The organism is Pseudomonas sp. NPDC087614 (assembly GCF_044743485.1).
In the GTDB taxonomy this organism is placed as follows: Bacteria; Pseudomonadota; Gammaproteobacteria; order Pseudomonadales; family Pseudomonadaceae; genus Aquipseudomonas; species Aquipseudomonas baetica_A.
This window is the reverse complement of sequence record NZ_JBIUWN010000003.1, coordinates 48,103-61,546: the sequence shown is the minus strand read 5'-3', so window position 1 is coordinate 61,546 and position 13,444 is coordinate 48,103. Positions and strand designations below refer to the sequence as shown.

General features: G+C 59.4%; 13 protein-coding genes. 6 read left to right on the top strand and 7 right to left on the bottom strand.

From position 1 onward, the window contains the following. Nucleotides 1-67 precede the first annotated feature (67 nt). On the bottom strand, nucleotides 68-463 hold the full coding sequence (msrB, locus tag ACIOWA_RS01960; RefSeq protein WP_339431202.1) for a peptide-methionine (R)-S-oxide reductase MsrB: 396 nt from the start codon (nucleotides 461-463) through the stop codon (nucleotides 68-70). A 224-nt stretch (nucleotides 464-687) separates the two neighbouring features. On the opposite strand from msrB, the gene ACIOWA_RS01955 reads away from it, so the two are divergent. Together ACIOWA_RS01955 and htpX are read left to right on the top strand one after the other, a co-directional pair. Then, entirely contained in the window at nucleotides 688-1,899 is a 1,212-nt protein-coding gene (locus ACIOWA_RS01955; protein ID WP_042560257.1) for a pyridoxal phosphate-dependent aminotransferase, read from the top strand. Between the two features lie 304 nt (nucleotides 1,900-2,203). Beyond that, nucleotides 2,204-3,091: a protease HtpX gene (gene htpX, locus ACIOWA_RS01950; RefSeq protein WP_339431201.1), complete on the top strand. Its 888-nt coding sequence runs from the start codon at nucleotides 2,204-2,206 to the stop codon at nucleotides 3,089-3,091. A 127-nt stretch (nucleotides 3,092-3,218) separates the two neighbouring features. On the opposite strand, the gene ACIOWA_RS01945 is transcribed toward htpX, so the two are convergent. Further along, nucleotides 3,219-3,875: a thiopurine S-methyltransferase gene (locus ACIOWA_RS01945; RefSeq protein ID WP_401157900.1), complete on the bottom strand. Its 657-nt coding sequence runs from the start codon at nucleotides 3,873-3,875 to the stop codon at nucleotides 3,219-3,221. 103 nt (nucleotides 3,876-3,978) lie between these two features. On the opposite strand from ACIOWA_RS01945, the gene ACIOWA_RS01940 reads away from it, so the two are divergent. Then, nucleotides 3,979-4,746: a DODA-type extradiol aromatic ring-opening family dioxygenase gene (locus ACIOWA_RS01940; RefSeq protein WP_401157898.1), complete on the top strand. Its 768-nt coding sequence runs from the start codon at nucleotides 3,979-3,981 to the stop codon at nucleotides 4,744-4,746. Between the two features lie 116 nt (nucleotides 4,747-4,862). Here the strand turns inward: ACIOWA_RS01940 and ACIOWA_RS01935 are convergent, their stop codons facing one another. After that, nucleotides 4,863-6,536 carry a DEAD/DEAH box helicase gene (locus ACIOWA_RS01935; protein ID WP_008088238.1) on the bottom strand — a complete coding sequence of 558 codons (1,674 nt, stop codon included), beginning with the start codon at nucleotides 6,534-6,536 and terminating at the stop codon, nucleotides 4,863-4,865. 422 nt (nucleotides 6,537-6,958) lie between these two features. On the opposite strand from ACIOWA_RS01935, the gene ACIOWA_RS01930 reads away from it, so the two are divergent. Beyond that, nucleotides 6,959-7,750: a crotonase/enoyl-CoA hydratase family protein gene (locus ACIOWA_RS01930; protein ID WP_401157896.1), complete on the top strand. Its 792-nt coding sequence runs from the start codon at nucleotides 6,959-6,961 to the stop codon at nucleotides 7,748-7,750. 109 nt (nucleotides 7,751-7,859) lie between these two features. Here the strand turns inward: ACIOWA_RS01930 and ACIOWA_RS01925 are convergent, their stop codons facing one another. Continuing rightward, nucleotides 7,860-8,615 carry a spermidine synthase gene (locus ACIOWA_RS01925; RefSeq protein WP_339431197.1) on the bottom strand — a complete coding sequence of 252 codons (756 nt, stop codon included), beginning with the start codon at nucleotides 8,613-8,615 and terminating at the stop codon, nucleotides 7,860-7,862. A 151-nt stretch (nucleotides 8,616-8,766) separates the two neighbouring features. Here ACIOWA_RS01925 and ACIOWA_RS01920 point away from each other — a divergent pair, with 151 nt between their 5' ends. Further along, complete coding sequence (locus ACIOWA_RS01920) at nucleotides 8,767-10,113, top strand: class II 3-deoxy-7-phosphoheptulonate synthase (protein ID WP_401157894.1); 1,347 nt, start codon at nucleotides 8,767-8,769, stop codon at nucleotides 10,111-10,113. Nucleotides 10,114-10,224: 111 nt separating this feature from the next. Here the strand turns inward: ACIOWA_RS01920 and ACIOWA_RS01915 are convergent, their stop codons facing one another. Beyond that, a complete protein-coding gene (locus ACIOWA_RS01915) occupies nucleotides 10,225-11,451 on the bottom strand; it encodes a winged helix-turn-helix domain-containing protein (RefSeq protein WP_401157892.1) in 1,227 nt (408 codons plus the stop codon). Between the two features lie 64 nt (nucleotides 11,452-11,515). Next, entirely contained in the window at nucleotides 11,516-11,731 is a 216-nt protein-coding gene (locus ACIOWA_RS01910) for a DUF1127 domain-containing protein (RefSeq protein ID WP_339431194.1), read from the bottom strand. Between the two features lie 97 nt (nucleotides 11,732-11,828). Between ACIOWA_RS01910 and ACIOWA_RS01905 the strand changes: the two genes are divergently transcribed. Continuing rightward, complete coding sequence (locus ACIOWA_RS01905; protein WP_339431273.1) at nucleotides 11,829-12,683, top strand: LysR substrate-binding domain-containing protein; 855 nt, start codon at nucleotides 11,829-11,831, stop codon at nucleotides 12,681-12,683. Here the strand turns inward: ACIOWA_RS01905 and ACIOWA_RS01900 are convergent. Beyond that, nucleotides 12,673-13,422, bottom strand: coding sequence for a sulfite exporter TauE/SafE family protein (locus tag ACIOWA_RS01900; RefSeq protein ID WP_339431193.1), 750 nt, complete (start codon nucleotides 13,420-13,422; stop codon nucleotides 12,673-12,675). The genes ACIOWA_RS01905 and ACIOWA_RS01900 overlap by 11 nt on opposite strands. Nucleotides 13,423-13,444 lie beyond the last annotated feature (22 nt).

Sequence of the window (13,444 nt, the reverse complement as noted above, 5' to 3'; positions counted from 1 at the left end):
AATAGCGAACAATTTAATTGCACACAATTTAATTATTCGAAGAGCGACCCTTGGGCCGCCCAAACACCTACTCCCGGGGCTCCAGATTCAAGCACACCGAATTGATGCAATAGCGCAAACCAGTCGGGGGCGGACCGTCCGGAAAGACGTGCCCCAAATGCGCATCACAGCACGCGCATTTCACTTCGGTACGAATCATGCCGTGGCTGATATCGCGGATTTCGGTCATGGCACCTTCGCCGATTGGCGCGTAGAAGCTCGGCCAGCCGCAACCGGAATCAAATTTGGTCGTGGAGTCGAACAATGGCTCGTTACAGCAGACGCAGTGGTAAACACCATCAGTTTTGGTGGCGTTGTACTTGCCGGAGAACGGTCGCTCGGTCGCACTGAGGCGGCAAACCTCGTACTGCTGCGGATCAAGCATGGCTTTCCATTCTTCCAGGGTTTTTTCCAACTTTTCCATCATCACACCTCAGCGGCTGAAAAAGCCCGATCTGTACCTTTTCCACGGATCGGGCGGCACGTATGATTGCGCCTCGTCACACGCCAGTCTGGCAGCCAGACCGGGCGCATTCAAACGGATTCTGGGCACCATGCCTCAAGACATTCGCCTGTACGAAGACGCAGGAATCCCAGCACGGTTGTCCATCCGCCGTCTGGATCGTTCATTTTCGGGATCACATCGCCATGCAGTTCAGCAAATCGAACAAGCTCGCCAACGTCTGCTACGACATTCGCGGCCCGGTGCTCAAGCACGCCAAACGACTGGAAGAGGAAGGCCAGCGCATCCTCAAGCTGAACATCGGCAACCCGGCGCCGTTCGGTTTCGAAGCGCCGGACGAAATCCTTCAGGATGTGATCCGCAATCTGCCAACCGCGCAAGGCTACAGCGATTCCAAAGGCCTGTTCAGCGCGCGCAAGGCTGTGATGCAGTACTACCAGCAAAAGCAGGTCGAGGGTGTCGGCATCGAAGACATCTACCTGGGTAACGGCGTTTCCGAGTTGATCGTGATGTCGCTGCAGGCGCTGCTCAACAACGGCGACGAAGTGCTGGTGCCGGCGCCAGACTATCCGCTGTGGACCGCTGCCGTGAGCCTGGCCGGCGGCAACGCGGTGCACTACCTGTGCGACGAAGGTGCCGACTGGTTCCCGGACCTGGCCGACATCAAGGCCAAGATAACCCCGAACACCAAGGCCATGGTGATCATCAACCCGAACAACCCGACCGGCGCGGTGTATTCGAAGGAAGTATTGCTGGGCATGCTGGAACTGGCCCGTCAGCACAACCTGGTGGTGTTCTCCGACGAAATCTACGACAAGATTCTGTACGACGACGCCGTGCACATCTGCACCGCGTCCCTGGCCCCGGATCTGCTGTGCCTGACCTTCAACGGCCTGTCGAAGTCCTATCGCGTGGCCGGCTTCCGTTCTGGCTGGATCGCGATTTCCGGACCGAAACACAACGCCCAGAGTTACATCGAAGGCATCGACATGCTGGCCAACATGCGTCTGTGTGCGAACGTGCCGAGCCAACATGCGATCCAGACCGCATTGGGCGGCTATCAGAGCATCAATGATCTGGTACTGCCGCAAGGTCGCCTGCTGGAACAGCGCAACCGTACCTGGGAACTGCTCAACGATATCCCGGGTGTGAGCTGCGTCAAACCGATGGGTGCGCTTTACGCGTTCCCACGGATCGACCCGAAGGTCTGCCCGATCCACAACGACGAAAAATTCGTCCTTGACCTGTTGCTCTCCGAGAAGTTGCTGGTGGTGCAGGGCACGGCGTTCAACTGGCCGTGGCCGGATCACTTCCGTGTCGTCACCCTGCCACGAGTCGACGAACTCGAAATGGCCATCGGCCGCATCGGCAACTTCCTTAAGTCCTACCGCCAGTAAATGGCCAGCAGTGCGCAACGGCCCGAACGTTGCGCACTGTCTGATTCAGCAACACTTCTGCGCTCCCCTCCTCCACACGCCCTCTACACTTGCGATTCGTACCCGCCATATACGCCTGACGCCATGGCGACGGGTCGCGGCTGCGTGTCGTCCGTATCAGTGTCGGTTGTGGGAAACGGGGCGTGCGCCGAAGAAATCGCTGTAGGACACAGTTTGAAATAGTCACCCGGTTGAATAGCCCGGTGCAGCACCTTATATACCCCGCACTACGCTACATCTTTAGCTTGAGGAGATTTCTACAACCATGATGCGCATCCTGCTGTTTTTGGCCACTAACCTGGCGGTCGTGCTGATAGCCAGCATCACCCTGAGCCTTTTTGGCTTCAACGGGTTCATGGCGGCCAACGGGGTTGATCTCGACCTCAGTCAGCTGCTGGTTTTCTGTGCAGTCTTTGGTTTCGCCGGCTCTCTGTTCTCGCTGTTCATCTCCAAGTGGATGGCGAAGATGAGCACCGGCACCCAGATCATCAGCCAGCCACGCACACGGCATGAGCAATGGCTGCTGCAAACCGTCGAGCAATTGTCCCGCGAAGCCGGGATCAAGATGCCCGAAGTCGGTATTTTCCCCGCTTACGAAGCAAACGCGTTCGCCACTGGCTGGAACAAGAACGACGCACTGGTCGCCGTCAGTCAGGGCCTGCTCGAGCGTTTTTCGCCCGATGAAGTGAAAGCCGTGCTGGCTCACGAAATCGGCCACGTTGCCAATGGCGACATGGTGACCCTGGCGCTGATCCAGGGCGTGGTAAACACTTTCGTGATGTTCTTCGCGCGGATCATCGGCAACTTCGTCGACAAGTTCTTTTTCAAGAACGAAGAAGGCCGGGGCATTGCCTACTACGTGGCCACCATCTTCGCCGAACTGGTACTGGGCATCCTGGCCAGTGCGATCGTCATGTGGTTCTCGCGCAAACGCGAATTCCGCGCCGACGAAGCCGGTGCACGTCTGGCCGGTACCAGCGCGATGATCGGTGCACTGCAACGCCTGCGTGCCGAACAGGGCCTGCCGGTACACATGCCGGACACCCTGAGTGCGTTTGGCATCAACGGTGGTATCAAGCAGGGCTTCGCCCGCATGTTCATGAGCCACCCGCCTCTGGAAGAGCGTATCGACGCTTTGCGTCGTCGCGGTTGATCCAGCTCACGTAAAAAAAGAAGGCCCACAGTGATGCGGGTCTTTTTTATTGCTTCGAGTCATGGGCTGCTCTGGCTGACGTCATCGCTGGCAAGTCAGCGATAACGTCAGTACTGCCGAAAAACAACTAATGACCGGAAATACGGTAAACCCTCTCCTCCAACCGCGTCACGCCCGCCTGCAAGAACTTCCAGCTCTCCCCCAGCACATCCTGCTGTTCGAGCACTTGCACCTGCCAACCGCCGCCCAGCAACCGCTGCACCTCATCGTCCAACACCGCGAACGGCGGCCCGGACATCTGTGACTGATCGTAATCCAGCGTAATCAACAATCCTTGCAAGCCCTGCGGCAAGATCTGCTGAAGGTGCGCCGCATACTGCTCACGCATCGGTGACGGGAGCGCGATCATCGCTGCCCGGTCGTACAGCGCTGCGCAATCGGCGACATCGTCCGCTTTCAGTGCAAAGAAATCACCACACCAAAGCTCGATAGATCCAGCGCGATATACCTTGAATACGCCCCTCTCGCTGATTTGCGGGGACACCCGCTGCTCGCTGAAAAAATCCTCGACAGCTTTTTCCGACAGCTCAACCCCTAAAACCTTGTGGCCACGCCCGGCCAGCCACAGCAAATCCAGACTTTTCCCACACAGTGGCACCAGTACGCGGGCCGATACAGGGATCGACAGATCCGGCCAGTGCCGCTGCAAATGGGGGTTCACCTCAGGCTGATGAAAGCCGATCTGGTCAGATGCCCACTTCTTGTGCCAAAAATCAGGCTGCATGTGTCGCTCCTAAAAAATCGATCAAAAAGCGTTAAAACTTATATTAGATTTAGATCAATGAACTGACTGAAGATGGCCCATCTTACCGCTCAGGAACCCGTCCATGCTTCCCAGCCTGTTTATCTCCCATGGATCGCCCATGCTCGCGCTGGAGCCCGGCGCCAGCGGCCCAGCCCTCGCACGACTGGCCGCCGAATTGCCCAGGCCCGAAGCCATCGTGATTGTCTCCGCACACTGGGAGAGTCACGAATTGCTGGTCAGCAGCCATCCGCAACCCGAGACATTGCATGACTTCGGCGGTTTCCCGCGCGCCCTGTTTGAAGTGCAGTACCCGGCGCTGGGCAATCCGCAACTGGCTGCCGAGGTCGCCGATCTGCTGACCATTAAAGGCCTACCCGCGCGCCTCGATCCACAGCGCCCGTTCGATCACGGCGTCTGGGTGCCGCTGTCCCTGATGTATCCCGAGGCAAATATTCCAGTGGTGCAAGTTTCGTTACCGAGTCGCGGCGGTCCGGCACTGCAAACACGCGTCGGCCGTGCGCTGGCAAGCCTGCGCGAACGAGGGATTCTGCTGATCGGCTCTGGCAGCATCACTCACAACCTGCGTGAGCTGGACTGGCATGCCGGTGCGGAAAGTGTCGAGCCATGGGCCAAGGCCTTCCGTGACTGGATGATCGACAAACTTGCAGCCAACGATGAGGCTGCGCTGCACGACTACCGTCAGCAGGCGCCCAACGCGGTGCGAAGCCATCCGAGTGATGAGCATTTGCTGCCGCTGTATTTTGCGCGAGGTGCCGGAGGCGAGTTCAGTGTGGCGCACAAGGGGTTCACGATGGGGGCGTTGGGGATGGATATATATCGTTTCGGCTGACGCTTTCGCGAGAACGCTCGCTCCCACATGGATTGATGTGAATCCAGAAAACAGGCAAAAAAAATCCCCGAACCAGTCGGGGATTTTTTATGTTCGATCAATCAGCCAGGAGCGGATCAATCTTCGCGGTAGCGACGCAGTTTCAGCTGCTTACCGGCAACGCGAGTGTCCTTCAGTTTGGTCAGGAGTTTGTCCAGACCATCTTCCGGCAGCTCGACGAGGCTGAAGCTGTCACGCACCTGGATGCGACCGATCGCTTCACGGGCCAGACCACCTTCATTGAGGATAGCGCCCAGCAGGTTCTTCGCAGCGATACCGTCACGCGCACCCAGCGCGGTACGGCAACGAGCACGGCCTTCGCCCAAAGGCATTGGCGCGCGACGCTCGCGGTCACCACGATCTGGACGATCACCGGTGCGCTCAGGACGGTCGCCACGCGGTGCATTGTTCGGCACCAGTGGACGCTCCTTCTCGATTGCAGCCAGGTTCAGCGCTTGGCCATTGGTGGCCTTGCGCAGCAGAGCAGCAGCCAGAGCACGCGGCGTGCAGCCGATATCGGCAGTCAGACGATCCAGCAGTTCACCGTGAGTCGACTCGGCATCAGCCACCAGCGGCGAGAGGCTGTTGGTCAGCTTCTTGATGCGCGCATCGAGAACAGCCTGAGCGTCCGGCAGACGTACTTCAGCCACTTTCTGACCGGTTACACGCTCGATCACTTGCAGCATGCGACGCTCACGCGGAGTCACCAGCAGCAGTGCGCGACCTTCGCGACCGGCACGACCCGTACGGCCGATACGGTGAACGTAGGACTCTGGATCGTACGGCATGTCCACGTTGAAAACGTGAGTGATGCGCGGAACGTCCAGACCACGAGCAGCAACGTCGGTCGCAACAACGATGTCCAGACGGCCATCCTTGAGCGAGTCGATAACGCGCTCACGCTGGTTCTGGGCGATGTCACCGTTCAGCGCAGCGGCTTTGTAGCCTTTGGCGTCGAGGGCACTGGCCAGATCCAGGGTCGCTTGCTTGGTGCGCACGAACATGATCAGAGCGTCGAAATCTTCCACTTCCAGCAAGCTGAGAACGGCCGAAGTCTTCTGGTCAGCGTGAACCAACAGGTGAGCCTGTTCGATCGCGGTAACGGTTTGGGTCTTGGTCTGGATCTTGACGTGTTGCGGATCGCGCAGGTGGCGTTCGGCAATGGCGCGGATCGACTGCGGCAGGGTAGCCGAGAACAAAACGGTCTGACGGGTCGCTGGCAGAGCCTTGAAGATGACTTCCAGGTCATCCATGAAGCCCAGTTTCAACATTTCGTCAGCTTCGTCGAGAACCAGGTGGTTCACGGTCGACAGCACTTTCTCGTCGCGACGCAGGTGGTCGCACAGACGGCCCGGAGTGGCGACAACGATCTGTGCGCCGTTACGGATTGCTTTCAGTTGCGGGCCCATCGGCGCGCCGCCGTAAACGGCGACAACGGTGACGCCTGGCATTTGCTTGGCGTAGGTTTCAAAAGCGGTTGCTACTTGCAGCGCCAACTCTCGGGTTGGCGCCAGGATCAGGGCTTGCGGTTCGCGCTTGGCAGGATCGATGCGGTGCAGAATAGGCAGTGCGAACGCGGCGGTTTTACCGGTACCGGTTTGCGCCTGGCCAATCATGTCCTGGCCGGCCATGATGATCGGGATCGATTGCTGCTGAATCGCCGAAGGCTCTTCGTAGCCGGTCGCTGCGACGGCTGCAAGAATATTCGGATTAAGATTAAAAGCGGCGAATCCGCCGGTTTCCTGGGTCATGGGTCTGCCTCTAAGTGCATCCGCAAAGACCCATGCTCCAAAGCTGCGCATGCCGTGTTGAGACTCAAGAGTCGCCCTGGCAGCTTTGTCGGCGGGGATTTGCGAAAACGAATGAATGAGAAAAAGAATCGTCCGGGAAGAGCCCGCAATGCGGACGTGCAGCCGAAGCTGACTTCGGGAAATTGCGCTACCTAAACGCGGCCTGGTTAAAGGCCGGCGCGCACTATACCGGATTTTGCCCAAAAAGGGAGCTTTTTTTATCGCCTGAATCCGTGCGTCACCGCTGTGTAATGGGGTTTTGCGGATAATCGCGCCAAGGTCTATTTTTCAAAGGCCCGGCCCTACGGGTGATGACGCTAAAACGATTCACCGATGTGCGGCATACCGTCGCTGCCCCGCCCTTCCTGCCTGAGGATTTAGCCATGAACCAGCCCTGCCCCGGCCGCGTCAGCCGAGAACGTCGTGGTCATGTCCACCTGATCGGCCTCGACCGAGCGGCCAAGCGCAATGCGTTCGACCTCGACCTGCTCAATGAGCTGAGCCTGGCCTACGGCGAGTTCGAGGCGGATAGCGAGGCGCGGGTAGCGGTGGTGTTCGGGCATGGCGAACACTTTACCGCCGGTCTGGACCTGGTGGATGCGAGCGCCGCCCTTGCGCAAGGCTGGCAGGTTCCGACCGGCGGTTGCGATCCCTGGGGCGTTTTCGTCGGGCCACGGGTGAGCAAACCGGTGATTGTTGCAGCGCAGGGCTACTGCCTGACCATTGGTATCGAGTTGATGCTGGCAGCGGATATCAACCTGTGTGCGAGCAATACCCGCTTCGCGCAAATGGAAGTTCAGCGTGGGATCTTTCCTTTTGGTGGCGCGACTTTACGTTTTCATCAGGTGGCCGGCTGGGGCAATGCGATGCGCTGGTTGCTGACCGGGGATGAGTTTGATGCCCACGACGCATTAAGGCTGGGGTTGGTGCAGGAAGTGATGGCCAGCGAAGATCTGCTGCCACGGGCGATTGAACTGGCTGAGCGGATTGCCCGACAGGCGCCGTTGGGGGTACAGGCGACGTTGCAATCGGCGCGACAGGCGCGCAATGAAGGTGAGACGGCGGCGGCGCAGGGGTTGCCGACGCTGGTGAAAAAGTTGCTGAGTAGTGATGATGCCAAGGAAGGTATCAAGTCGCTGGTTGAACGGCGCCCGGGCATCTTCAAAGGGATCTGAGAAATGTGGTGCTCTTCAGGCCCTCTTCGCGAGCAAGCCCGCTCACACATTTGGAATGCATTTCAAGTGTGGGAGCGGGCTTGCTCGCGAAGGGGTCAGCACTGAAGACTCAAGTCGCCGGACGAATGGCTTTGATCAACGACTGCAACGAATACCCCAACTGCGGCGCCAGTGCTTCGGCCCGGGCCGTCAGCGCCTGCATGTCCAGTGCCTGATCGAGATCCGCCGGGACAATCAGAATTACATTGCCCTCCTTCACCGGCAACTCCCAGTAATGCCGGTGATAGAGCCCGCGCAACAACGCCGCACCCAGCGGCTTGCCGTCATCGGTGGCCCACTGATTGATCACCAGCCAGCCGCCCGGATTCAGACGCTTCTGACAGTCACCCAGGAAACGCCAGGCAAGGTGCCCGACGCCCGGCCCGACATCGGTATAGAGGTCGACAAAAATCAGATCCGCCGGCTCGGCGGTTGGCAGCAACTCGAGCGCATCGCCAACGCGAATGTACAGACGCGGATCATCATCCAGCCCAAGGTATTCAACGGCCAGACGCGGCACATCGGGACGCAGCTCAATCGCTTCGACATCCTCCAGAGGCAGGAACCTGAGGCAGGCCTGAGTCAGCGTACCGGCGCCCAGTCCGAGGAACAGCGCACTCTCCGGGCGCTCATGGCACAACGCGCCAATCAGCATCGCCCGGGTGTAGTCGTATTCCAGCCAGCTCGGATCAGCGGTGAACACACAGCTCTGCTCGATTGCATCGCCGAATTCGAGAAAGCGGTAATCCGCCACTTCCAGCACGCGAATCACGCCGAACTCATCCTGTACTTCGGCGAGCAGATGCTCGACGCGCTCCTCAGTCATTTCGTCTCCTGATGGTCACCGGGCGCGGTGACGCGATGGCACCGCTTTGGCGCCGTGGCAAAGCGGCGATTGTCGGCGAAGGGGCAGGAACAGGTCACGCACTAATTTGCTGATACCATGGCCTTCCGTGCGCAGAACCTTAGAGACCGTGATGAACCAACCCTGGAGCCCTGAAAGCTGGCGTGCCCTGCCGATCCAGCAACAACCCCAATACCCCGACGCCGCGCACTTGCGCCAGGTCGAGCAGACGCTGGCCAGCTATCCGCCACTGGTGTTTGCCGGCGAAGCACGCGAACTGCGTCGTCAGTTTGCCGAGGTGACTCAGGGGCGGGCGTTCCTGCTGCAGGGCGGTGACTGCGCCGAAAGCTTTGCCGAATTTTCCGCGGCGAAAATTCGCGACACGTTTAAAGTGTTGCTGCAAATGGCCATCGTCATGACCTTCGCCGCGGGTTGCCCGGTGGTCAAGGTCGGGCGCATGGCCGGCCAGTTTGCCAAGCCGCGCTCAGCCAACGACGAAACCATCAGCGGCGTGACCCTGCCGGCCTACCGTGGCGACATCGTCAACGGCATCGGTTTTGACGAAAAAAGCCGTGTGCCGGACCCGGAACGCCTGCTGCAGTCCTATCACCAGTCCACCGCGACCCTGAACCTGTTGCGCGCCTTCGCCCAGGGCGGTTTTGCCGACCTGCATCAAGTGCACAAATGGAATCTCGATTTCATCGCCAACTCGGCGCTGGCCGAGAAGTACAGCCACCTCGCTGGCCGCATCGATGAAACCCTGGCCTTCATGCGCGCTTGCGGCATGGACAGCTCGCCGCAATTGCGCGAAACCAGTTTCTTCACCGCCCATGAAGCATTGCTGCTGAACTACGAAGAAGCCTTCGTGCGTCGTGACAGCCTGACCAACGATTACTACGATTGCTCGGCGCACATGCTGTGGATCGGCGACCGCACCCGTCAGCTCGACGGCGCTCACGTCGAATTCCTGCGCGGTGTGAACAACCCGATCGGGGTGAAAGTCGGCCCGAGCATGGACCCCGACGATTTGATCCGCCTGATCGACGTGCTCAACCCGGACAACGATCCGGGTCGCCTGAACCTGATCGCGCGAATGGGCGCGAACAAGGTTGGCGATCACCTGCCAGCACTGATCCGTGCGGTGCAGCGCGAAGGCAAGCAGGTGCTATGGAGTTGCGACCCGATGCACGGCAACACGATCAAGGCCAGCAGCGGCTACAAGACCCGTGATTTTGCGCAGATCCTCGGCGAGGTGAAACAGTTCTTCCAGGTACACGAAGCCGAAGGCACTTATGCCGGCGGGATTCATATCGAGATGACCGGGCAGAATGTCACCGAGTGCATTGGCGGGGCGCGGCCGATCACTGAAGATGGCTTGTCGGATCGTTATCACACGCACTGTGACCCGCGGATGAATGCCGATCAGTCGCTGGAACTGGCGTTTTTGATTGCCGAGACGCTGAAGCAGGTTCGCCGTTGAATCAGTCAGGCATCTAGCGTCTGACAGGTCGCATTCGCGAGCAAGCCCGCTCCCACACTGGTTTAGTGAACAACACCAATCCAGTGTGGGCTTGCTCGCGAAAAGGCCCAATCAATCAACATCAATTTGCGCCAATGCCACCCGCAACCGCCCTGCACTCTCGCGCTGACAATTAAGCTGCACCCTCTCCAACCCCAGCCAATGCGCCATCCGCCGTAAGTTCACCGCCAGCGCCAGCATCCCCTCGTCATCCAGCCCCGCCGCCTCCTCGTGTACCGCCTGCACCGCCAATCGCCCCGATGCCCGCTCGGAACGCAGATCGACCCGCGCAGCAATCCGTTCGTTGTGTAGAAACGGCAACACGTAGTACCCGTAAACCCGTTTGTCCTGAGGCGTGTAGATCTCCAGTCGATAGCGGAAATCGAACAGACGCTCGGTGCGACTACGCTCCCAGATCAACGAATCGAACGGTGATAACAGCGCGCTGGCCGCTACCTTGCGCGGGACTTTCGGCTCCGGCAGGCAATAGGCGATTGGCCGCCAACCGGCCACTTCACAGGTGAGCAACTGTCCGGCCTCAACCAGTTCGGCAAGACGCGGACGGGCATCCGCCGGATTCAAACGAAAGTAGTCACGCAGATCTTTTTCCGTGCCGACGCCCAGTGCTTCAGCGGCATGCAGCAATAATCCGCGCTGCGCCTGGGCCTCATCAGGCAGGGTCTGCTGCAGGATCGACGCCGGCATTACCCGCTCGGGCAAATCATACAAACGCTCAAATCCGCGCCGCCCCGCCACTGTCACTTCGCCAGCGGCGAACAACCATTCCAGCGCATGCTTCTCCGCACTCCAGTCCCACCAAGGCCCAGCCTTGTCTTCGCGGGTCGACAGACTGCCGGCCCCCAAAGCACCCTGTGCTTCAACAGACGCCAACACCCGACGAATCGTGCCCTGCTGCTCGCGACCGAACTTCGCCAACTGCTGATAGATGCCTTCGCCACGTTTGGCGCGCTGCATCCGCCACGCCAATAACGGATACATCGACAGCGGCAGCAACGATGCCTCATGCCCCCAATATTCGAACAACGTGCGACGCCGTCCCGAACTCCAGGCCGCCTGGTCGAGCAAGTCAGAAGAATAGGAACCGAGACGGGAGAACAGCGGCAGATAGTGCGAGCGCACCACGGCATTGACAGAGTCGATCTGCAAAAGGCCCAGCCGTTCGATCAGCCGGTTAAGGTGCGATGCCTTGACGGTCGGCGGCTGGCGCCCGTTGAACCCTTGGGCAGCCAGCGCCAGACGTCGAGCCTGTTTAAGGGAAAAGGACAGTGTCGCGGGCATGAGCATCTCCTTGTCTGCTCGCAACCTACCTCACCTGAAAGTGGTTTGTGTAGTAATGCCCTGATCATTTGTGCATCGGATCGTCCCAGAATGGCCGCACCGACTCATGTTCGACGTCGGCGCGACTGACGCCGATGTCTTTCAGCGCTTCGTCACTCAGACTGGCGAGCAACTCGCGTTCGCGGTGAAGCTCGTACCAGCGACTAAACTTGTGCAGCAGATCCGAGATGAGATGAACAGGAACTCTTTCATCGCTTACATAGACTTTTTGACCTTTCATCGTATTGCCCTCCGTTGTGGATGGCCCCAGTCTCGCGCTGGCGCTAAGATCAATCCAACGAATGTTTCTGATGGCATTCATCACGGAGATTCATCAATTGTCGGCCTACCCCAGTATCGATACCGATGTCCTGCGCACCTTTGTCGCGATTGCCGATCAGGGCGGTTTCACCCGCGCTGGGGAGATGGTCAACCGCACGCAATCAGCGGTGAGCATGCAAATGAAGCGGCTGGAAGAAGACGTGTTGCAGCGCCAACTGTTCGAGCGTGATGGCCGTCAGGTGCGACTGACTGCAGAAGGTCAGGTTCTGCTCGGTTACGCGCGGCGCATCCTCAAACTGCATAGCGAAGTGTTCAACACCTTGCGCGAGCCGCACATGGTCGGCACCGTGCGCATCGGTACGCCGGATGATTACGTGATGCGCTTTCTGCCGGGAATCCTGTCGCGGTTTGCGCAGTTCTATCCGCTGATCCAGATCGAAGTGCATTGCGAATCGACCAGACAGCTATTGCAGCGCACCGACCTGGACCTGTCGATCGTGACCCGCGAGCCGGGCAACGAGATTGGTCAACTGCTGCGCAAGGAGCGCTTCGTCTGGGCCGAGGCGCAAAACTTCAGCGCCCACGAACAGACGCCGTTGCCTTTGGCGATGTTCAACAGTGATTGTTTCTGTCGCTTGTGGGCATGCAATGCGCTGGACGCAATGGGCCGCGATTACCGCATCGCCTACAACAGCACCAGCCTGTCGGCGCTGATGGCGGTGGTGAGCGCGGGTCTGGCGATCACCGCCCAACTGGAAAGCCTGATCACCCCGGACATGCGTATTCTCGGTGCCGACGAAAACCTGCCGCTGCTGCCCGAGGCGAGCATCATGCTGATCCGCAACCTGAACAAACCTTCGCCGATTACCGAGTGCCTGGCCGAACACATCGTCGACGGCTTCAAACTTTAATCGCGAGCATCACCGCACACAGCACCAGAAAGCCGCAGAACAGCCCACGCAGAATTTTTTCCGGCATCGCGTGGGCAACTTTCACACCCCAACTGATGCTCGCCAGACCGCCGATGGCCAGTGGCAGGCCGATCATCCAGTCAACTTCGTGATGCACCGCGTAGGTGACCAGGGTGACGCCAGTGCTCGGCAACGCCAGCGCCAGCGACAGGCCTTGAGCAACCACCTGAGTGGCTCCGAACACGCTGGTCAGCACCGGCGTCGCCACCACGGCTCCGCCGACACCAAACAACCCGCCCATGGTTCCGGACGCCGCACCAAGTACACCCAGCCATGGCCAGGAATAACGCATCCGGGGTGTCGTCGCTGGCCGCGCGCCTAGTATGCGCACCAGGTTATAGACGGACAAAACGACCAGAAAGGCGACAAAACCGATGCGCATCGTCTGTGCATCGATGCCCACCGCCCAGATCGAGCCGATCCAGGCAAAACAGAAGCCCATGACGGCCAGCGGCAACGCATGCCGCAGTTCGATGCGATTGCGCTGATGGTAACGCCACAGCGCCAGCATCACGTTCGGCACCACCATCACCAGCGCGGTGCCTTGGGCAATCTGCTGGTCGAGCCCGAACCACACGCCCAGCAAAGGAATGGCAATCAGGCCGCCACCGATGCCGAAGATGCCACCGAGTGTGCCGAGGGCCGCGCCGAACAGCAGGTACAACAAGAAGTCCATCACAGCTAAATTCCTCTTACGTCAG

Bases quoted from the DNA above. Each gene is read 5' to 3' on its own strand.
- msrB (WP_339431202.1), bottom strand. From the start codon at position 463: ATGGAAAAGTTGGAAAAAACCCTGGAAGAATGGAAAGCCATGCTTGAT.
- ACIOWA_RS01955 (WP_042560257.1), top strand. From the start codon at position 688: ATGCAGTTCAGCAAATCGAACAAGCTCGCCAACGTCTGCTACGACATT.
- htpX (WP_339431201.1), top strand. From the start codon at position 2,204: ATGATGCGCATCCTGCTGTTTTTGGCCACTAACCTGGCGGTCGTGCTG.
- ACIOWA_RS01945 (WP_401157900.1), bottom strand. From the start codon at position 3,875: ATGCAGCCTGATTTTTGGCACAAGAAGTGGGCATCTGACCAGATCGGC.
- ACIOWA_RS01940 (WP_401157898.1), top strand. From the start codon at position 3,979: ATGCTTCCCAGCCTGTTTATCTCCCATGGATCGCCCATGCTCGCGCTG.
- ACIOWA_RS01935 (WP_008088238.1), bottom strand. From the start codon at position 6,536: ATGACCCAGGAAACCGGCGGATTCGCCGCTTTTAATCTTAATCCGAAT.
- ACIOWA_RS01930 (WP_401157896.1), top strand. From the start codon at position 6,959: ATGAACCAGCCCTGCCCCGGCCGCGTCAGCCGAGAACGTCGTGGTCAT.
- ACIOWA_RS01925 (WP_339431197.1), bottom strand. From the start codon at position 8,615: ATGACTGAGGAGCGCGTCGAGCATCTGCTCGCCGAAGTACAGGATGAG.
- ACIOWA_RS01920 (WP_401157894.1), top strand. From the start codon at position 8,767: ATGAACCAACCCTGGAGCCCTGAAAGCTGGCGTGCCCTGCCGATCCAG.
- ACIOWA_RS01915 (WP_401157892.1), bottom strand. From the start codon at position 11,451: ATGCCCGCGACACTGTCCTTTTCCCTTAAACAGGCTCGACGTCTGGCG.
- ACIOWA_RS01910 (WP_339431194.1), bottom strand. From the start codon at position 11,731: ATGAAAGGTCAAAAAGTCTATGTAAGCGATGAAAGAGTTCCTGTTCAT.